Below are 20346 nucleotides of genomic sequence, written 5' to 3' on the forward strand. Positions count from 1 at the left end.
GTGCTATTAGATGAATGAATAATGCTATTCTGTTTCTAATTATGAAACTAAATTTGATACAAATCAAAAATTTACTAATTATGAGCACTACCACACAAAGACCTGAATTTAAGGCAAAATACGACAATTACATAAACGGAAAATTTACAGCTCCTATTTCAGGAGAATATTTTGACGTAGTTTCTCCAATAGATGGAAAAGTGTTTACCAAAGCGGCTCACTCAGGTAAAGGAGATTTAGAAAAAGCAGTAGACGCAGCCCATGAAGCATTTAAAACTTGGGGAAAAACATCGGTAACAGAACGAAGCATTTTACTTAATAAAATTGCACAAAAAATTGAAGATAATCTAGAGTATATAGCTACTGTTGAGACTATAGATAACGGAAAACCTATTCGTGAAACTCTTGCTGCCGATATTCCGCTGGCAATAGATCATTTTAGATATTTTGCAGGTGTAATTCGTGCCGAAGAAAGCTCGATTGCCGAATTGGATTCGCAGACAGTTTCAATAGCTTTAAGCGAACCATTAGGCGTTGTTGCTCAGATTATTCCGTGGAATTTCCCAATTTTAATGGCTGTTTGGAAAATAGCTCCAGCTCTTGCAGCAGGAAATACAATAGTTTTAAAACCTGCCGAAAGTACACCTATATCTATTATGGTGTTAATGGAACTTATTGGAGATATTCTTCCTCCGGGAGTTTTAAATATTGTAAATGGTTTTGGGGCTGAACTTGGGCGCCCATTGGTTACTAATAAAAAAGTTTCAAAAGCCGCATTTACGGGATCTACAACTACAGGTCGTTTGGTAATGCAATATGCAACCGAAAATATTATTCCAGTTACTTTAGAATTGGGAGGAAAATCGCCTAATATTTTCTTTCCATCAGTAGCAGATCACGATGATGATTTCTTTGATAAAGCCATTGAAGGTGCAGTTTTATTCGCTTTAAACCAAGGTGAAATTTGTACTTGTCCGTCAAGATTATTAGTTCATGAAGATATTTATGACAAGTTTATTGCCAAAGTAATTGAAAGAACTGAAGCTATAATCGCTGGAAATCCATTAGACAAATCCACTATGATTGGAGCACAGACATCATTAGTTCAGAAAGAAAAAATTATGTCCTATATAAAATTAGGTAAAGAAGAAGGTGCAGAATTATTAACAGGAGGTGATGCAAATCATTTAGGCGGAGATCTTGAAGGCGGTTATTACATAAAACCAACTCTATTTAAAGGTCATAACAAAATGAGAATTTTTCAGGAAGAGATTTTTGGACCTGTGTTAGCGGTAACAACTTTTAAAACTACAGAGGAAGCCATTGAAATTGCTAACGATACAATGTACGGATTGGGAGCAGGAGTATGGACGCGTGATGCACATGAAATCTACCAAGTTCCAAGAGCGATTCAATCTGGACGTGTATGGATTAATCAATATCATTCGTATCCAGCAGGAGCACCATTTGGAGGTTACAAACAATCAGGAATTGGTCGTGAGAATCATAAAATGATGCTGAGTCAATACCGTCAAACAAAAAACATGCTTATTTCTTATGATAAAAAGAAATTAGGTTTCTTCTAGAAAACATTATCCCTATTAATATAAACCTGAGCATAATAAGTTAATCTATTTATTATGCTCATTAAATCAATCTTTGTTATGTTACCAAAAACAATGAAAGCAGCAGTTATTAGAGAATTTGGTTCTCTTTTAAAAATTGAAGAAGTTGAAGTAAAACGACCGGGAAGAAATGAAATTCTTGTAAAAGTAATTGCAAGTGGTGTTTGTCATACCGATTTGCATGCCGTTGAAGGCGATTGGCCGGTAAAACCAAAAATGCCGCTGATTCCCGGACACGAAGCTGTAGGTTATGTAGCAGCAGTAGGTCAAGATGTGAAAAATGTTAAGGAAGGTGATGCTGTAGGAGTGCCTTGGCTTTACAGCGCTTGTGGAGGCTGTGATCAATGTATTACGGGATGGGAAACTTTATGTGACAGTCAGCAAAATGGCGGTTACAGTGTAGACGGCGGTTTTGCCGAATTTGTAATTGCTGATGCAAGATATGTTGGAATTTTACCTTCAAATGTAAATTTTATGGAAATGGCTCCAATACTTTGTGCAGGAGTTACTGTTTATAAAGGTCTAAAAGAAACTGAAGTAAAACCTGGAGAATGGGTTGCGATTTCTGGAATTGGCGGATTAGGCCACGTTGCTGTACAATACGCTAAGGCAATGGGAATGCATGTTGCAGCAATTGATGTTGCCGATGATAAACTTAATCTAGCAAAAAAACTGGGTGCAGACTTAGTAGTTAATGCAAAAAATCAAAATCCTGGTGAATATTTAAAAAAGGAAGTCGGTGGAATGCATGGGGCATTGGTAACTGCAGTTTCCCCTATAGCTTTCAAGCAAGGTCTTGAAACCTTAAGGAGAAAAGGTACAATGGCACTCAACGGACTTCCGCCAGGTAATTTTGATTTATCTATTTTTGATACGGTTTTAAACCGAATTACAATTCGAGGCTCGATCGTTGGTACTCGTAAGGATATGAAAGAAGCAATAGAGTTTGCTACCGAAGGAAAGGTAAAAGCTACTGTAACTGCCGAAAAACTGGAAAACATTAATACCGTTTTTGATAAAATGAAAAAAGGTCAGATTGAAGGACGAGTCGTTCTTGATATCGCAAATATTTAATTGGTAATGCAAAAAGCAGTAAATTTATAACAATAAGTTTACTGCTTTTTTTAAATAGTAAAAGTCATGGTTAAGAGAATTGAAGCCACACAAGAAGCTGTCGAATTAATTAAAATTCTAAAGGAAAAACATGGAGATTTAATGTTTTACCAAGCCGGAGGATGTTGTGAAGGCACGCAGCCGCAATGTTTTGAAAAAGGCGGTTACTATCAGCGAATAGGTGATGTTTGCATCGGAACTATTGAAGATACTGAATTTTGGGTCGATAATGATCTGTACGAATATTGGAAACATTCGCATTTTACGCTTAAAGTTATTGATGCATTTGGTGTTGGTGGTTTTTCTTTGGAAACACCTCTGAAAAAGACATTTCAAATTGAGTATAGAATCTTTACTGAGGAGGAGGAAAAAGATTTAGAACCGGTAAAGATTTTTGAGTAAGTTTTTAAAAAAGGGACAGAGGTTAAAAGGGGCAAAGAGACAAAGGTTTTGCAGAGGTTTGTGATTTCTCGTTCCTCGAAATGACAAGATGGCTTAGTATCTTAGAACCTTAGTACCTTAGCATCTTTAATTAACATAAAGCAACTGATACTGTTTCGGTGTAATTCCTTCGTGTTTTTTAAACAATCTGATAAAATAATTAGCATCTTCAAAACCTGATAAATAACAAACTTCGTTTATTTGGATGCTTGGATTTTTAAGTAGTTTTTTCGCATATTTAATTTTCTCATTCAAAACATATTCTATAGGACTCATGCCTAATTCTCTCTTGAAAAAACGATAAAAGGAAGCTGTGCTCATACAGGCTTTTTCGCTTAAGCTTTTTAGATTGATGTTTTCCTTCAAATTAAGTTTGATAAATTCCGTAACTTCAAAAATTGGATTGTTGGATTGTAGAACAGCTCCATCATCAAGAGATTTTGCTGTTTGAGTTTGAATGATTCTGATTAATAATTCCTGCAATGTCAAATCTGCAATAACATCTTTTGTAATCGATGTGCTTGTACACTCTTTAATTAATTTACTAATTGTCGAGGCAAGATCAACATTGTTGTAAAAAAAGTAATTTTGATAGTTTAACTGCCAATAGCTGTCGCTTCCTTTCTTCGGATAACGCTCATTTAAGAAATCAAGAGTCTCGGTAATTTTTGTTGTGTCGATAGCTAAAGCAAGACATTGCGTTGGATTTTCTTTTGAAGCTTCTGGAAAATCAATTTTCATTTCAATATTCGAAGGAATAACAACTGTTTCCCCAGGCAGATAATCAAATCCGGGTTCGTCAAACAAATGCATTACTTTTTTTCCTCGAAGCATACTCGTAACTACAAAATCGTTGAATTTTAAAGGTACTAGTTTTGAAGATTCGTAAGTCTCAAAAATGTTCAGTTCGCAATGGTTTAGAGTGTAAACACTCCTGTTTTCAACAAGTGTTTTTAATGATTTTTCATTAGATAAATCTGGCGGAGTAATTAAAACACGTTGATTTTGCATTGTATTAAATTTTCGAGTGGAACTCTAAATTTAATAAAAATAAGTTTAGCAATTTAAGATTTAACGTTTCATTAAATCAGTTCTTCAACATGTTTCTTAATATTTTCTGCCATTTTTCTTGTCGGAAGGTCATTTTCGTCATCACCAAAAGGGTCTTCAATTTCTTCTGCGATAAGCTCTAAACTCGCTAAAACATAAAAAATAAAAACAACGACAGGAATTACATAATAGCCTAATGTAAATACATAACTAAAAGGGAGTGTAAGGACAAAAATAAATATAAATTTCTTGATAAAAGCGCTGTAAGAGTAGGGAATAGGTGTGTTCTTAATTCTCTCGCAGGCTCCACAAATATCTGTAAACGCTGTTACTTCATTATTTAAGGTAATGAGTTGTTCGCCTGAAATTTTATTAGTTGCATAAAGATCGTGTATTTTTTTGAACATTATTTTGGCAACCTGATTGGGTCTGTGCTTGTGATGATCCAGTTCTAAATCTACATTATCAAACAATTGCATTCCGGTTTCTTCATCCTTTAAATGTTTATTTAAGATAGAAGCATATCCCGGAATCATCTTTCTAAAAAAGGCTTTATCTTTTTCGTCTTCTAAAATAACCGAAAGTTTCATGGCAAAATTACGACTGTTATTTACCAGACTTCCCCACATCCTGCGTCCTTCCCACCAACGATCATAGGCTGTATTGGTACGATATGCCAGTAATAATGAAATTACAAAACCCAACATGCTGTGCATCGTTGAGATGTTTTTAACCTTACTGTCTTCTGGTAAATCCCAATATTCAAGTTCAAGATAAGCAATTCCGCCGCAATATATTGCCATAAAAAACATTACGGGAATTAATTTACGGAAAGTATCGGCTTTGCTAAAATGAAAAATAAAACTAAACCAGTCTTTTGGATTATACGAAGTCATTACTTTTTTTTGCAGTAAATTTACTTTAAAAATTAATATTTCCTGCTAATTCTTTTAAGGCAATTTCAGATAATTTCGCCTCATATTGTGCATTGCTGTAACGTACTTTTGCATTTACATAATTAAGCTGAGCCGTTCTAAAATCAAGAGTTGTAATAGTTCCGATTCTAAATTTATCTAAGGTAATATCAAGATTTTGCTTTGCAATAGCTTCATTATCTTCTTCTAAATCGATCAATTCCAGATTGGTTAAATAAGTTTGAAAAGCAGTGCTTAACTGTGTATTCAAAATCATATTTTGCTGTTCGATAGCTATTTGAGAGTTTTCAATTTGAAGTTTGGCAACCTTTTCATTTCGATGCTGATTAAAACCGTCAAAAATATTTAAAGTGGCATTAAAACCATAATTTAAACCGCGTGACGATGCTTGACTCGTAAAACCTAAACTCGACTGACTTTCGTTAAAATTATAACCAGATGTTAAGTTTACAACAGGATATCGATCTGCTTTTACTTGTTTTAGCTGCAGTTCGGCTATACGTTTATTGATAATTTGAGCTTCTAAAGCTGGATTTTGTTTTTGTGCTAAATCCATAAGATCAGCCAAAATCAATTTATTATCAACCGTAACTAAATCTGTAACGGTAAAATTTATTTTAGGATCTCTGGCTAAATATTGATTCAATAAAATTTTAGCATTTGCATACGATTCTTTTTGTCTCAATAATGCAACTTGATCTGAATTTAAATCAACTTGCGCATTCAAAACCTCCAATTTTGAAGCTTTTCCAATACTGAAACGGTTTTGAGCTAAAGTTAATCTTTGTTTCGAAATTACGATTGTCGTATCTAAAGCGGCTAATTGCTGTTGTTGCTGAACCAAATCATAATAGGCAGAGTTTACCTGACCAATTTTGATCAAAATAGTTCTTTTTAATTCAGCGTCTCCCAATTTTTGAAGTTCTTTTAATTGATCTAGTTTTGCAAACATTTTCAATCCATCAAAAACAGTCCAGCCTAAACTTACTCCATAATTTAAGCTGTTATTTTTAGCGTTATCCAATGAAGTTGTTGTTCCATCCTGACGTGTCTGCGAAGAATTTGTTACGCTGTTATTGTCTGTTATCGAAGCGCCTGCATTCGGAAGCATTCCTGCATTTCCTAAAGTTACATTCGTTTCGCTTATTTTTGAGTTATTCTTGGCTATTTTAATCTCAAAATTGTTTTCTAAAGCAATTTTCATAGCATCTTCAATAGTCAAAACCTCTTGCGCACTCGTTTTTGTAATGCTTAAAAAGAGTAATAACAAACTGCTAATTAAAATTTTAATATTCATATTGTTTTTCTTTTGCCTTGAATTCCTGAATTAATCAAATGCAATTCAGAAATTCAAGGCTAATAAATTATTTACTTACTTCTTTTTCGTATTCTTCGATATGATCAAATTCAGGGTAATGTTTACGCGCTTTAGACCACATCATGTAGATCGCAGGAATAACAAAAAGTGTTAATGCTAATGAAAATATAGTTCCGCCAACAATTACAACTCCCATACCAATTCTACTGGTTGATGCAGCTCCAAGCGACATTGCAATTGGTAATGCTCCTAAAGCAATCGCTAAACTGGTCATTAAAATTGGACGTAAACGTGCTTCTGAAGCTTCCAGAATTGCTTCTAGTTTTGGTTTTCCTTGTTCTCGTAATTGATTGGCAAATTCTACAATCAAAATACCATTTTTAGTCACTAGACCAATAAGCATTACCGTTCCAATTTGACTGAAAATATTCCAAGTCTGATTGAATAACCATAATGAAAATAAGGCTCCAGCAACCGCCATTGGTACAGTCAAGATAATAATAAAAGGATCTATAAAACTTTCGAACTGAGCCGCAAGAATTAAAAATATTAATAATAAAGCCAATCCAAAAGCAAAAGATGTATTCGAGCTGCTTTCCACAAAATCTCTCGATTCTCCGCTCAAATCTGTAGTAAAACTATCATTTAGAACTTTAGCTTTAATTCTATCCATTTCGGCAATTCCGTCACTGATACTTTTTCCTGGAGCTAAACCTGCAGAAACGGTTGCCGACATATAACGGTTGTTGTGGTACAATTGCGGAGGATTACTTTGTTCTTCCACATTTACAACGTTATCCATCTGAATTAATTCTCCTTTTTTGTTCTTCACAAACATCGACGTTAAATCCAATGGTTTTGATCTGTCTTTTTGATCAAATTGACCAATAACCTGATATTGTTTTCCGTTTTTGATAAAATAGCCAAAACGCTGTCCGCTTAAAGAAAGTTGTAAAGTTTGCGCAATATCAATAATTGAGATTCCTAAACTTTCGGCTTTTTCACGATTAATACTAACGTTTATTTCAGGTTTGTTGAATTTTAAATTAACATCGCTGATAGAGAAAACATCGCTTTTGCCAACTTCATCCATAAAAACAGGAATTTTTTCTCTTAATTTTTCAAAATTTGGAGCCTGAATAATGTATTGAATTGGTAATCCGCCACGTCTGTTTACAGCAATTGTAGGTTGTTGAATCACAGATGTTTTTGCGTCAGGATATTGCTTTGTCCATTTTGTTAATTGATCGGCAATTTCTTTTTGGGATCTCTTTCTTTCATGAGGTTCTTTTAAAGAAAGCCTGATAAAACCAGTATTTGTAGCCGAAGCTCCAAAACCGGGTGCGGTAATCACCAAACTTACTTTTTTCTCCGGAATTGAATCGTCAACCAATCTTGAGATTTCCTGCATAAAACGATCTGTATATTCATATGATGATCCTTCTGGAGTTGTCATACGCATGGTTACAGAACTTCGATCATCATAAGGAGCTGTTTCTTTTGGTAATATGGTAAAAAACAAATAAATTAATCCAAAACAAGCAATAAGAATAGGAAAACTAATCCATTTTCTTTCCATAAATTTTGAAAGAGCTTCAGCATAACTGCTGTTCATTTTTTCAAAGAAAGGCTCCGTTCTTACGTAGAATTTAGATTTTTTCTGTTCTCCGCCTTTCATTAAATAGGCATTTAACATTGGCGTTAAGGTAAGGGAAACAAATGCCGAAATTAATACCGCAGCACCAATTACAACCCCAAATTCCCTAAAGAGTCGACCTACGAAACCTTCTAAGAAAATTACAGGCAGGAATACAGCCGCCAATGTTACCGAAATCGAAATTACAGCATAAAAAATCTCGTTTGATCCTTTAATAGCAGCTTCAATAGGCGACATTCCTTCTTCGACTTTCTTAAAGATATTTTCGGTTACGACAATTCCATCATCCACAACCAGACCCGTAGCTAAAACAATTGCTAATAAAGTCAATACATTAATAGAAAAACCAAAAAGCCACATTATAAAAAACGTTGCAATTAAGGAAACGGGAATATCTATTAAAGGTCTAAAAGCAATTGCCCAGTCTCTAAAAAACAGATAAATAATAATGATTACTAAGATTACTGATATTCCAAGTGTTTCAGCAACTTCAAGTACCGATTTTTTTACAAATATGGTATTATCAAGTGCAATATTTAGTTTAATATCTTTCGGAAGATCCTTTTTTAAAGCATCGTATTTTTTATAAAATTCAGCCGAAATATCTAGGTAGTTTGCACCAGGCATTGGCACGATTGCCAGTCCAATCATTGGTAATCCAGACTGGCTTAATTTGGTTTCGATATTTTCTGGACCCAATTCTGCACCACCAACATCACTTAAGCGTACAATTTTGTCTCCATCTGTACGAATAATGATATTATTGAATTCTTCAGGTTTCGAAAGATTTCCAACTGTTTTTACTGTTAATTCGGTGTTGTTTCCTGTAAGTTTACCAGAAGGCAATTCGACATTTTGAGCGTTAAGGGCATTACGAACATCTGAAACAGTACAGCCGTAAGCCGTTAACTTTACAGGATCAATCCATAAACGCATGGCGTAGCGCTTTTGTCCCCAAATTTGAACACCGCTGACTCCCGGAATTGTTTCTAAACGCTGCGAAATAACATTTTCGGCATAATCACTTAATTCTAATGAATTTCGGCTGTCGCTTTGTACCGTCATCGAAATAATAGCATCACTATCAGCATCAGCTTTTGATACAACAGGCGGCGCATCGATATCTTGCGGTAAACTTCTGATGGCTTGAGAAACCTTATCACGTACATCATTGGCAGCTTCTTCTAGATCTTTATCTAAATTAAACTCGATGGTAATGTTACTGCTTCCTTGATTACTTGATGAAGTTATATTTCGGATTCCGTCAATCGCATTTACTGCTTTTTCAAGCGGCTCCGTAATTTGCGATTCAATAATATCAGCATTAGCTCCTGTATAATTGGTTCTAATGGAAACCTGTGCGGGATCTATCGAGGGAAATTCGCGGACACCCAAAAAAGTATAACCAATGAAACCGAATAATATAATTAATAGATTCAGTACAATGGTTAAAACAGGTCTTTTTATACTTGTAGTTGATAAACTCATTTGCAATTTTAGATTTTAGATTATTGATTTTAGATATTAGATTTAGTACTAAATCTTACTGCATCTTCAAATCTATATTTAAGCCTTAATAATTTGAGACTTTAAAACTTTCGACTTTGGACTATTTTACTTTAACTATTATTGGTGCTTCATTTTTTAATGACATAACACCGCTTGTAATTAAAGTATCTCCTGCTTTTAATCCTGATAAAATCAAAATCGAAGAATCTGTTCTTGTTGTTGCATCAACCATAACTTCTTTTGCCTTGCCCATATCGGCTACATACACTTTTTTACCACTTTGCACAGGAACTATAGCTTCTGATGGAACTACGATTGCATCTTTAATAATGTTTAACGGCAGTTTTATATCGGCAAAAGTTCCAGGGAAAAGTTTTCCATCTGTATTATCAGCAATGGCACGAATTTGCAGTGTACGAGTAGCAACGGCAACTTCTGGCTCAATAGCATAAATTTTTCCATTATATGTTTTATCTGATCCAGAAACGGTAAAATCGATTATAGAACCTGTTTTTACTTGTGAAGCATATTTTTCTGGAATCGAAAATGTAATTTTCAATTTTCCTGTATTTACCAATTTTGCTACTACAACTGTTGGAGTAATATAGGTACCTGGAGAAATCGAACGTAAACCAATTTTTCCTGAAAAAGGCGCTTTTACAGAAGTTTTAGCAATTTGCGCTCTGATTAACTGGCTTTGAGCTTGCGCCGAAGCATGATCTGCTCTGGCAACATCTGCTTCTTCTTGACTGATTGCTTCTTTTTGCAACAATAATTTTGCTCTTCTTTCATTTTCAGCGGCTAAGCCTTCTCTTGTAACTGCTTGTCTTAATTGTGCTTTTAGTTCAAGATCATTTACTTTAAAAAGAACTTGTCCTTTATTTACATAACTACCTTCATTAAAATAAATTCCTTCTACAATTCCTGATACTTCACTGTGAATCTCAATTTGCTCGTTTGCTTCAATAGAGCCAGATAAAGACAAATTGTTGTCAAACGTTGAAGTTTTAACTACTATTCCTGTAACTGTAGTTGGTTTGTCTTTATCGCCAAACTTCTTCGAGTCTTCATTTTTACCTTTGTTAGATACTATCCTATAAGTGATAAATCCTCCAAAAATAATGATAATCAAGGCGTAGATTAGGTGTTTAATTTTCATAAAATTTAGGTGAATGTGTTTTTTTTGGTGTATGTTTTTTGCAACTCACAAATTTAACTTTTTGTACTGAAATCAATTGACGTTAGGTTTTATTTAACACTTGGAGTACAATATACTTCAAAGTACTGTTTTTCTTAGCCGTAGCTGCAAAACTTTGCAGCTTAGATGTTGGTTTTTACAAAAGGTTTAATGATGTTGGTATTTTTTGTTGGGTAATTTTTAACACTGGAGGGTAATTTATGTGTAAAAATCTATTAATCAGTAGGTTATTTGTTTTCTGGTTTTTGAAAATTAATTGATTTTAAAGTCTAAAAGAGTTGTTGGAAGATTATTATTTATGGAATTGAAAAAAAATATGCAGTTTGTCGAATTTATATTGTATTTCATCGATTTTATTTGTAACATTGATACGTTAGACAAAATAATTAATACAGCAGTATAATCAGTACCTTTTTACATAATTAAATGTTAAAAGATAGATTTAGCAGCAGTTTTTTGATCATTAAAGCGAAATTTAGTATTAATTATTTTAACAAGTGTTTATGTTTTTTGTTCCAAATTATAAAATAATAATAGATGAAGAAAAAATTACTCCTAGCATTATGGTTTTCATTTTTACTTGCTGCAATTGGTTTTCTTTTTTGGCAGAATGAGTTTAAGTATAGCCTGCCGACACCTATTCCAAAAAATTACCACAGCATTTCCATGGGAGCCAAGATTGATTTGTCTCAATGCTGTCCTTTTGATAGTAAACCTGTTTTTTTTCATTTTTTTAATCCAGATTGTCCCTGCTCACGATTCAATGTGCCGCACGTGGCTGGTTTGATTAAAAAATACGGTGACAGGGTTAATTTTAAAATTGTGGTTTTAAACAAGCAAAAGACTTTTACAATAGAAGAAATACAGAAAAAGTTTGACGCACAAATTCCTGTTTATTTTGATCAAAATATTGCTAAAAAATGCGGTGTTATTTCGACTCCGCAAGCGGTTTTGTTAGACGCATCGCATAATCTATATTTTCGCGGCAATTATAACAAAACAAGATATTGTACTGATGCCGACAGTAATTATGCTCAAATGGCTATTGACTCATTGTTAAAGCAGACTAATTCGCCCTCTTTTAATGCTTTAGCTCTTAGAGCTTATGGATGTTCGTTACCAAATTGCACTAAATAAATCTATCCCTAACTAAAATTTTTAACCTATGAAAAGAAAAGCCAGTTTGAATGAGCAAGACTACTTGCACAGTTTTATGTCTACAATGACGCAAAAGTCTGATACTATTATTAATTATGTTCTCGCAGTTTATTTTCTCCTTGGAATTGCATTGTCTTTTAAGTACGATACCTTTGAAATTGGAGTAGGAGTAGGAACCTTGAATCTTCTGATGTATTATTCGGCTAAGTTTTTTATTAAAAATTCAAAATTCTATCAGTACGTTTTGTCTGTTGTTCTGGCTATATTTATGGCGCAGTACATTTATCAAATACATGGAATGTTCGAAATGCATTTTACCGTTTTTATTGCCAGTACAATTTTAATTATTTATCAAAACTGGAAACTTCAAATTCCGCTTACACTTTTGGTAGTGCTCCATCACGCTGGTTTGGCATACTTGCAAAACTATATTTATAATGATGCAAACGGGCTTCAGGTTTATTTTTCGCAGGTAAATTTTGATCTTGAAACTTTAATTATTCATACTGTTTTAGCGGCAGTTGTATTTTTTATGAATGGTTATTGGGCTTATTATTTTAAGGAACACAGCGAAAATCATATTTCTAAAATTTCTGACGAGTATGAACTGGAAAATATGAAGCTTGCATCGGCTAAATACAGTTCATTAACAGCAACTAAAGAATACAATGATTTTATTCACAGAACAACTTTAGATTTAAAACTCCCAGTAACTTCAGTGCTAAAATTAATTGATGTTTCAAAAGGACATACAGACAATGATCAAATTTTGACTTATCTGGATATGATGAGAGAAAGTGCGAAAAAAATTGACGATCTCGTAAACGATATTCATGTAAAATCAACTAACACTAGAAAGTAAAAATTACAAAACAACTTCCAAAAATGAAAAAACTCTCGAAAGAAACTTCAAAAACAGGTTTTTAGAGAGTTTATTCTAAAAGCAAAAAAAAACTCATGCCAATTAATTTTTAATATAAAATTTTATGGAGACCAGAACTACACGTCCGACTCCTTCTGACAGAGAAGTCGATTGGAATAAAAGCAAAGTACTGCTTAGTAAAACAGATAAAAACGGAACTATTTTGTATGCCAATGAAGATTTTATCGATGTTTCTGGCTATGATGAGTTTGAATTAATAGGGCAGCCTCACAATATTGTGAGGCATCCTGATATGCCTAAGGTGATTTTTAAATTTTTATGGGACAGTATTAAGTCCAGTCAAAACATTCATGTTGTTTTAAAAAACATGGCAAAAACAGGTCGCTATTATTGGGTTGTAACCGAATTTAAAATCATTGCAGATACTGACGGCGAGATCGTTGGTTTTTTTGGAACAAGAAAATCGGTTCCCGAAAATATCATCGTAAAATTCATAGAACCATTGTACAAAAAACTTTTACAAATAGAAGAAGCAAGCGGTTTAACAGCTTCTGAAGAATATTTGGTTGGTTTTCTGGAAGAGCGTAAAAAAACGTATATGGAATATATCGATCATTTAATCGCTACAGGAAAAGATGATAAAAACAAAGTTAGTAAAGGCTTGTTCAGCGGTCTTTTTGAAAAGAAAACTCCACCAAAGAAATAATAAAGCTGGTTGTAGAATTATGTATAACACATAGAAATATTGGTTTTGTTGCTTTTGAAAGACATTTCACTTGCATCAACAAACATGACTATGTCTCTATGTGTTTAATTTTTTTCAACATTTAGCCATATTTAGGTTGAAAGATTTATTGCATCAGATATGATGTAATTGAATCTTTTTTAATTCAATAAACCTTTGAACCTTTGTATCTATGCACCTTTGAGGCTAAAAAAAAACTAACTAATATAATTCCAGATGCTTTTCTTTTTAGTTAATTCAATAAAAACTGCTTTTAGAATTGCATGTTCTGGTTTATTTAAAGGACCGTCTTCTTTCAGGATTTTCATAGCGTAATTTCTAGCTAATCCAAGAATATCTCGATCACGAACAATATCTGCAATTTGCAGGTTTAATACACCGCTTTGCTGTGTTCCCATTAAGTCACCTGGACCGCGAAGTTTTAAGTCAACTTCGGCAATTTCAAAACCATCATTTGTCTGAACCATTGTTTCCATACGGGTTTTACTGTCAGAACTTAATTTATGTCCCGTCATCAAGATACAATAACTCTGTTCGGCACCACGACCAACACGACCACGTAATTGGTGTAATTGCGACAAACCAAAACGTTCGGCGCTTTCGATAATCATAACACTGGCATTTGGTACATTTACACCAACCTCAATTACTGTTGTTGCCACCATAATATTGGTTTTTCCTTCAGAGAAACGCTTCATTTCGGCATCTTTATCAGCGGGTTTCATTTTTCCGTGCAAAATCGAAATCGAATATTGAGGCAATGGAAAATCACGAGAAATACTTTCGTAACCGTCCATTAAATCTTTGTAATCCATTTTTTCCGATTCCTGAATTAGCGGATATACAATATAAATTTGTCTTCCAAGTGCAATTTCATCACGTAGAAACTTCCAGACTTTTAATCGGTTAGAATCAAAACGGTGAACCGTTTGTATTGGTTTTCGTCCCGGCGGAAGTTCATCAATTACAGAAATATCAAGATCTCCGTACAAACTCATTGCTAAAGTTCTCGGAATTGGTGTTGCTGTCATAACCAAAACGTGCGGAGGAATTTCATTTTTCTTCCACAATTTGGAGCGCTGCTCTACACCAAAACGATGCTGTTCGTCAATAACAGCCAATCCAAGATTTTGAAACTTCACTTTATCTTCCAATAAAGCATGTGTGCCTATTAAAATTTGTAAAGTGCCATTTTCAAGTTCTTCGTGAATAACTTTTCGAGCTGCAGTTTTTGTTGAACCAGTTAATATTTTTATATTAATATTCAGAGTGTTAGCAAATTCTGATAAGCCAATAAAATGTTGATTAGCAAGAATTTCTGTTGGCGCCATTAAGCAGGCCTGAAAACCATTATCCATTGCCAAAAGCATGCTCATAAAAGCCACAATTGTTTTTCCAGAACCAACGTCTCCCTGCAATAATCGGTTCATTTGAGCATTGCTTCCCATATCTGAACGAATTTCTTTAACTACTCTTTTTTGAGCATTAGTAAGTTCAAAAGGGAGATGGTTTTGATAAAATTCAGTAAAAAAATCACCTACTTTGGTAAAGGGATGTCCTTTTATTTTATGCTTTCTAATTAGATTTTTTGTAATTAACTGCAACTGAATAAAAAACAATTCCTCAAACTTCAATCTAAATTGCGCTTTCGCCAAAGCATCGGTGCTTTTTGGAAAATGTATATTAAATAAAGCGGCTCTTTTTGAGATTAACTTTAATTCTTCAATTAAATATAATGGAAAAGTTTCGGTAAACAAAGCTTGAGTTTCGATAAACAATTGTTCCATTAATTTGTTAATCGTTCTATTTGAAATACCTCTATTTGTTAATGTTTCGGTAGATGGATAAACGGGCTGCATGGCAGAACGCAGACTTTTTTCATGTTCTTTCAGCAGCTCAATTTCGGGGTGTGCCATACTGAATTGGCTTCCGTACAAAGAACATTTTCCAAAGATTACACAAGGTTCGTTTAGTTTTAAACTTTCACGAATCCATTTATGTCCTTGAAACCAATTCAGGTCTAATTGTCCTGTATCATCTACAAATGTGGCGACTAAACGCTTTTTATTCTTAGCAAATTCAACTGTTTTTATATTGATGATTTTGCCAATAATCTGAACCTCAGAACCTGTATTTTGAAGTTCGTTTATCTTGTAATAACGAGTTCTGTCAATGTATCTATTTGGAAAAAAGTTCACCAAATCTCCATACTTATGAATTCCTAATTCCTTGCGAAGCAGCTGACCGCGACTTGGGCCAACACCTTTTAAGTATTCGATTGGAGTTTCTAGAAGATTATTAGACATTTAAACTATTTCAGATTTTAAGATTGATGTTTGTAGATTTGAAAGAATTGGAATTTGGAATTTTTAAATTGAAATTTATTTCAAAAGCGAAGATAGATTTTAATTAGGAAATTTGGAAATGAATTAACTTCTTAGGATTTTGAATATTAAGTTATCGTTAAGCTGTAAAAATAAACGCAACCATTTTAAGGACGATTAATCTTAATAATAATTAACCTTTAAAACTTTAAAAAAAATGAAAAAAATTGGACTTTTAATAGTTTTGTTTATTTCTCTTGTTTCTTGTTCTAATGATGACAATGACAATAAACCAACTGAAGATTATCTTGGAAAATGGAAATTAACGAGCATGAATAGAAATAAAAACCCAGCAGCAAATTCTATTGGTGTTATGGAATGGGAGGAAAGCTATGTTTTTAGCTCTGACGGGAAGTTTACTAAAACAAGAATTAGAGACAGCAAAACTTCTAGTGTATCAGGAACTTATTCTGTTGTAGAAACTTTAGAGCAAACTCAGTTAAAATTAATGTATAGCACTAAAAATGATATAATAGGAACTTGTACTGAGGATTTAATAGAAAATCTATATATAATTTATGCTACTGGAAAATTGTACAGTACTTGGGCTGCATGTGATGGACCTTTACTTACATATGATAAATTAAAGTAATATTTCAAACAATGCTTACTAATTCAAATTGTTTGGCTCCGTCGGTTTTCTGGCGGAGTTTTTATTTTAATAAGCCAGCCTTTTTTAATAAAGTTTGATTGGGTGGAATAGTCATATAAACTAAAATGAATTTTTATCTTTGAATAAAATTTTAAAAATGGCAACACACTTAGCGCTTTTACGAGGAATCAATGTTTCTGGGCATAATATGATGAAAATGGATGCTTTGAAAACAATGTTAGAAAATATTGGTTTTCAGAATATTAGAACTTATCTGCAAACAGGAAATGTTTTTGTAGACAGCGAAGAAGATGCTTCGAAAGTTGGTTTTATGATCAAACAGGAAATATTTAAAGTTTTTGGACATGAAGTTCCAACGATTGTAATAACAAAAGAAGATCTGGAATTATGCTTTAAGAATAATCCTTTTTTGAAGGAAAAGGATATTGACACCAAAAAATTATATGTAGCTTTTGTCTCAACTCAATTGAAAAAGGAAAACATAAACGACTTAAAAATCAGCCAGTTTAAACCTGACGAAGCAAGTATTGATGGAAATAGAATTTTTATTAAATACGCTGTTGGTGCAGGAAAAACTCGTTTTGACCAAAAATACATTGAGAAAAAACTAAATGTTACATCAACAATTAGAAACTGGAATACAGTTACAAATTTATTGGCAATGTATTCTGAAGAGTAAAAGAATCTAATGATGTAAAATTGAGCAAAGTCGAAGTGTCGCCGCGAATTTCACGAATTTTCACCAATTGATTTGTGTTAATTCTTGAAATTCGTGGCAAACTTTTTTTAGAAACTATTTAGGGATTAAATCACAATACCAAAATCCAAAATCGAAAGCATCAGAAGCACTGGTATCGCAGGCAGTATCTGATGAATCTTCTTTCTCAGGTTTTTCATATTTGCGATAAACAATTTCTCCTATTTCAAAATCTATTGGCTTCGAAAAAATTGGACCGTCAAAAGCAAAAGTGTGAAACTCTCCATTTTCTCCGCAAACATCAACATTTTCAGGTAAATCGTTTATGAAATCCTGATCTATAATTCGGCCGACAAAACTTTTGTCTAAGTAACGCTCGTTTACACAAACCACAATAGTTTTAAATCCCAATGAAATAAACTCTTGAATTAAATCTTTTGTTGGTATTTTCCAAAGGGGGAAAACACCTTGAAAATCCATTTTTGCCAATTGATTTTCGCGATACTTTCGTAAATCCTCCAGAAAAATATCTCCAAAAACAGAATGTGTAATGCTGTTATCCTTTAATTCCGTTAAAGTTTTAGTCATTACATCTTCATAGACTTCCATAGTGGGCATTTCTGGAATTTGCATGACTTTTAATGGCAGTCCAATGCTTTTTGCTTGTGCATTCAGCAGTTCAACACGAACGCCGTGCATTGAAATTCGCTGATATTGTTGATTCACGCTCGTTAATAAGCAGTCAATTTTGTACTCGGGATCTTGAAGGATTTTGTATAATGCAAGAGCCGAATCTTTTCCGCTGCTCCAGTTAAATAAGGCTTTTTTTGGTGTAAACACGATTTGGAATTTTTGTGCGGTAAACTTACAAATTTGATTCGATTTGTTGATGAAACCTTTGTAACTTTGGAATTTTCGCCTTCAAATTTATTTCAATGAAATATATATTCTTATTATTTACCACTTTCCTTTTTGCACAGCAAACTAAATTTGTCGATTTTAAATCGGTTAATGCACAATTGACTATCGATAATGCACAAAAAACAATTGCAGGAAAAGTCGTTTACGATTTTAGCGTTTTGCAGTCTGTTGATACAATAAAAATTGACGCTAAAAACATGGAATTCTCTAATGTTCAAATAAATGGAGTGAATGCTGTTTTTCTAAATACCGGTAAAGAATTACAAATTATCAGTCATTTTGAAAAAGGAAATAAGCAGCTGACATTCAATTATACTGCAAAGCCAAAACAAGCATTGTACTTTGTTGAAATTGAAAATGATGACGTTCAAATCTGGACGCAAGGTCAGGGAAGATACACCAGTAATTGGTTCCCGAGTTTTGATGATGTCAACGAGAAATTGATTTTTAATTTAGGTATTACTTACAATAGTCAGTATCAGGTAATTTCAAACGGTATTTTAAAAGAAAAAACAAGCAAAGGCGATTTGTTTCACTGGCAATACGAAATGGAGAAACCAATGAGTTCTTATTTATTGATGCTTGCAATTGGTAAATATGATAAAACGGAAATGCTTTCAAAATCTAGAATTCCGTTAGAATATTATCTAGAACCAAAGGATAAAAAACGTTTTGAACCAACGTATCGTTATTCTAAACGTATTTTTGATTTTTTAGAGAAAGAAATCGGAGTAAAATATCCTTGGAAAATCTATAGACAAATTCCTGTTCGCGACTTTTTGTATGCAGGAATGGAAAACACAACTTCGACACTTTTGGCAACTCGCTATGTAGTAGATTCTATTGGTTTTGAAGATCGAAATTATACTAATGTTGATGCACATGAGCTGGCTCATCATTGGTTTGGAGATTTAATTACAGCCGAAAGCAGTAAACATCATTGGCTTCAAGAAGGTTTTGCAACTTATTTTGCTGCTTTGGCAGAAAGAGAAATTTATGGAGACGATTTTTTCTATTCTAAATTATACAATACGGCGCAGCAAATAAAATTTGCCTCACGAACAGATTCTATTCCGGTTTTAAATGCAAAAGCAAGTTCACTTACTTTTTATGAAAAAGGAGCTTGGGCATTGTTTGTATTGCATGAATCAATTGGAGATAAAGCTTTTAAAAAAGCAATAAAAAGCTATTTGAAAAAGTTTGCTTATCAAACCGTAACAACTCAAGATTTCTTTGACGAAATAAAAAAAGTATCTGATTTTGATCTTGAGAAATTTCAAAAAACATGGTTAGAATCAACTGTTTTTGATACGTCGACAGCAAATGCATTACTCAGTAAAAACAAAGCGATTCAAACTCGTTTAGAAATTGATAAGCTTAAAAAAACACCATTATCCGAGAAAGAAGATTTTTTAAGAAAAACTTTAGAATCTAATATTTATGAATCTGTAAAAGAAGCAATTGTAGATCAATTAGAAAATGAAAAATATGAAGCAAAGAAAACGCTTTTACAAACTGCACTAAAAACAAATAATACTCAAGTCAGACAAGCCGTTGCAAGTTCATTGGCTAAAATTCCAGAAGATTTTAGAGTAGAATATGAAACTTTGCTTGATGATAAATCCTATCAAACACAAGAAGCTGCTCTGTTTTATTTGTGGAGAAACTTCCCAAATCATAGAACAGATTATTTGAATAAATCTAAAAACTGGATTGGGTTTAACGACTTTAATCTTCGAACATTATGGCTTTCTCTGGCTTTATCAACACCTGATTACAGTACAAATCCAGAAGAATTAATAAGCGAACTAATTGCTTTTTCTTCAACTAAATATGAAGCTCCAACACGCCAGAATGCACTTGAAAAACTGATTGCTTTTAAAATTATAAACGATCAGGTTTTAACTAATTTGGTAAGTGCAACAACACATCATATGTGGCAGTTTTCAAAATTTGGAAGAGATTCGATTCGAGTTTTATTAAAAAATTCAGAAATGCGTGCTTCGTTTAATAGAATTTTACCTAATTTAAACCCCGATGAACAATATCAATTGAATCGTTTGCTGAAAGAGTAGAAGAGAATCAAGATCAAAGATTTA

At 33.2% G+C, this 20346-nt stretch carries 16 protein-coding genes; 9 read left to right on the forward strand and 7 right to left on the reverse strand.

Annotated elements, in window-relative coordinates; all coding sequences use genetic code 11:
- The first annotated feature begins 80 nt into the window (after positions 1-80).
- From ACHRV0_RS13075 to ACHRV0_RS13085, 3 genes are all read left to right on the forward strand, one after another.
- Positions 81-1586: an aldehyde dehydrogenase family protein gene (locus tag ACHRV0_RS13075; protein ID WP_395412214.1), complete on the forward strand. Its 1506-nt coding sequence runs from the start codon at positions 81-83 to the stop codon at positions 1584-1586.
- 78 nt (positions 1587-1664) lie between these two features.
- Positions 1665-2699 (forward strand): alcohol dehydrogenase AdhP, encoded by a 1035-nt coding sequence (adhP, locus tag ACHRV0_RS13080; protein WP_089055647.1) that lies wholly within the window; start codon positions 1665-1667, stop codon positions 2697-2699.
- Between the two features lie 66 nt (positions 2700-2765).
- The gene (locus ACHRV0_RS13085; RefSeq protein WP_089055648.1) at positions 2766-3140 is read left to right on the forward strand and encodes a DUF779 domain-containing protein; all 375 of its coding nucleotides are present in this window, start codon (positions 2766-2768) and stop codon (positions 3138-3140) included.
- A 126-nt stretch (positions 3141-3266) separates the two neighbouring features.
- On the opposite strand, the gene ACHRV0_RS13090 is transcribed toward ACHRV0_RS13085, so the two are convergent.
- The 5 genes from ACHRV0_RS13090 to ACHRV0_RS13110 form a co-directional block, all read right to left on the reverse strand.
- Positions 3267-4190 (reverse strand): AraC family transcriptional regulator N-terminal domain-containing protein, encoded by a 924-nt coding sequence (locus ACHRV0_RS13090; protein ID WP_395441141.1) that lies wholly within the window; start codon positions 4188-4190, stop codon positions 3267-3269.
- A 71-nt stretch (positions 4191-4261) separates the two neighbouring features.
- Positions 4262-5125, reverse strand: coding sequence for a bestrophin family protein (locus tag ACHRV0_RS13095; protein WP_129022491.1), 864 nt, complete (start codon positions 5123-5125; stop codon positions 4262-4264).
- Between the two features lie 25 nt (positions 5126-5150).
- Complete coding sequence (locus ACHRV0_RS13100; RefSeq protein WP_395441142.1) at positions 5151-6461, reverse strand: TolC family protein; 1311 nt, start codon at positions 6459-6461, stop codon at positions 5151-5153.
- 67 nt (positions 6462-6528) lie between these two features.
- The gene (locus ACHRV0_RS13105; protein WP_395441143.1) at positions 6529-9627 is read right to left on the reverse strand and encodes an efflux RND transporter permease subunit; all 3099 of its coding nucleotides are present in this window, start codon (positions 9625-9627) and stop codon (positions 6529-6531) included.
- A 121-nt stretch (positions 9628-9748) separates the two neighbouring features.
- Positions 9749-10807, reverse strand: coding sequence for an efflux RND transporter periplasmic adaptor subunit (locus ACHRV0_RS13110; protein ID WP_129022488.1), 1059 nt, complete (start codon positions 10805-10807; stop codon positions 9749-9751).
- Between the two features lie 576 nt (positions 10808-11383).
- Here ACHRV0_RS13110 and ACHRV0_RS13115 point away from each other — a divergent pair.
- From ACHRV0_RS13115 to ACHRV0_RS13125, 3 genes are all read left to right on the forward strand, one after another.
- Entirely contained in the window at positions 11384-11983 is a 600-nt protein-coding gene (locus tag ACHRV0_RS13115) for an AhpC/TSA family protein (RefSeq protein ID WP_395441144.1), read from the forward strand.
- A 28-nt stretch (positions 11984-12011) separates the two neighbouring features.
- Positions 12012-12866: a hypothetical protein gene (locus ACHRV0_RS13120; RefSeq protein ID WP_395441145.1), complete on the forward strand. Its 855-nt coding sequence runs from the start codon at positions 12012-12014 to the stop codon at positions 12864-12866.
- Positions 12867-12990: 124 nt separating this feature from the next.
- Positions 12991-13593, forward strand: a complete 603-nt coding sequence (locus ACHRV0_RS13125) for a PAS domain-containing protein (protein ID WP_089055655.1) — start codon at positions 12991-12993, stop codon at positions 13591-13593.
- Between the two features lie 236 nt (positions 13594-13829).
- Here the strand turns inward: ACHRV0_RS13125 and recG are convergent, their stop codons facing one another.
- Positions 13830-15938: an ATP-dependent DNA helicase RecG gene (gene recG / locus ACHRV0_RS13130; protein WP_129022485.1), complete on the reverse strand. Its 2109-nt coding sequence runs from the start codon at positions 15936-15938 to the stop codon at positions 13830-13832.
- 235 nt (positions 15939-16173) lie between these two features.
- On the opposite strand from recG, the gene ACHRV0_RS13135 reads away from it, so the two are divergent.
- A complete protein-coding gene (locus ACHRV0_RS13135; protein ID WP_395441146.1) occupies positions 16174-16608 on the forward strand; it encodes a hypothetical protein in 435 nt (144 codons plus the stop codon).
- A gap of 157 nt (positions 16609-16765) precedes the next feature.
- The gene (locus tag ACHRV0_RS13140; RefSeq protein WP_395441147.1) at positions 16766-17308 is read left to right on the forward strand and encodes a DUF1697 domain-containing protein; all 543 of its coding nucleotides are present in this window, start codon (positions 16766-16768) and stop codon (positions 17306-17308) included.
- A gap of 114 nt (positions 17309-17422) precedes the next feature.
- Here ACHRV0_RS13140 and ACHRV0_RS13145 read toward each other — a convergent pair whose 3' ends face one another.
- Positions 17423-18166, reverse strand: a complete 744-nt coding sequence (locus tag ACHRV0_RS13145) for a diphthine--ammonia ligase (protein WP_395441148.1) — start codon at positions 18164-18166, stop codon at positions 17423-17425.
- Positions 18167-18261: 95 nt separating this feature from the next.
- Here ACHRV0_RS13145 and ACHRV0_RS13150 point away from each other — a divergent pair, with 95 nt between their 5' ends.
- The gene (locus tag ACHRV0_RS13150; RefSeq protein WP_395441149.1) at positions 18262-20322 is read left to right on the forward strand and encodes a M1 family aminopeptidase; all 2061 of its coding nucleotides are present in this window, start codon (positions 18262-18264) and stop codon (positions 20320-20322) included.
- Positions 20323-20346: the final 24 nt, after the last annotated feature.

This window comes from Flavobacterium sp. FlaQc-30, from assembly GCF_044005885.1.
Lineage (GTDB): Bacteria > Bacteroidota > Bacteroidia > Flavobacteriales > Flavobacteriaceae > Flavobacterium.

What these genes read in the sequence shown, in the direction of transcription:
- ACHRV0_RS13075 (WP_395412214.1), top strand. Translation starts at nt 81, where the DNA reads ATGAGCACTACCACACAAAGACCTGAATTTAAGGCAAAATACGACAAT.
- adhP (WP_089055647.1), top strand. Translation starts at nt 1,665, where the DNA reads ATGTTACCAAAAACAATGAAAGCAGCAGTTATTAGAGAATTTGGTTCT.
- ACHRV0_RS13085 (WP_089055648.1), top strand. Translation starts at nt 2,766, where the DNA reads ATGGTTAAGAGAATTGAAGCCACACAAGAAGCTGTCGAATTAATTAAA.
- ACHRV0_RS13090 (WP_395441141.1), bottom strand. Translation starts at nt 4,190, where the DNA reads ATGCAAAATCAACGTGTTTTAATTACTCCGCCAGATTTATCTAATGAA.
- ACHRV0_RS13095 (WP_129022491.1), bottom strand. Translation starts at nt 5,125, where the DNA reads ATGACTTCGTATAATCCAAAAGACTGGTTTAGTTTTATTTTTCATTTT.
- ACHRV0_RS13100 (WP_395441142.1), bottom strand. Translation starts at nt 6,461, where the DNA reads ATGAATATTAAAATTTTAATTAGCAGTTTGTTATTACTCTTTTTAAGC.
- ACHRV0_RS13105 (WP_395441143.1), bottom strand. Translation starts at nt 9,627, where the DNA reads ATGAGTTTATCAACTACAAGTATAAAAAGACCTGTTTTAACCATTGTA.
- ACHRV0_RS13110 (WP_129022488.1), bottom strand. Translation starts at nt 10,807, where the DNA reads ATGAAAATTAAACACCTAATCTACGCCTTGATTATCATTATTTTTGGA.
- ACHRV0_RS13115 (WP_395441144.1), top strand. Translation starts at nt 11,384, where the DNA reads ATGAAGAAAAAATTACTCCTAGCATTATGGTTTTCATTTTTACTTGCT.
- ACHRV0_RS13120 (WP_395441145.1), top strand. Translation starts at nt 12,012, where the DNA reads ATGAAAAGAAAAGCCAGTTTGAATGAGCAAGACTACTTGCACAGTTTT.
- ACHRV0_RS13125 (WP_089055655.1), top strand. Translation starts at nt 12,991, where the DNA reads ATGGAGACCAGAACTACACGTCCGACTCCTTCTGACAGAGAAGTCGAT.
- recG (WP_129022485.1), bottom strand. Translation starts at nt 15,938, where the DNA reads ATGTCTAATAATCTTCTAGAAACTCCAATCGAATACTTAAAAGGTGTT.
- ACHRV0_RS13135 (WP_395441146.1), top strand. Translation starts at nt 16,174, where the DNA reads ATGAAAAAAATTGGACTTTTAATAGTTTTGTTTATTTCTCTTGTTTCT.
- ACHRV0_RS13140 (WP_395441147.1), top strand. Translation starts at nt 16,766, where the DNA reads ATGGCAACACACTTAGCGCTTTTACGAGGAATCAATGTTTCTGGGCAT.
- ACHRV0_RS13150 (WP_395441149.1), top strand. Translation starts at nt 18,262, where the DNA reads ATGAAATATATATTCTTATTATTTACCACTTTCCTTTTTGCACAGCAA.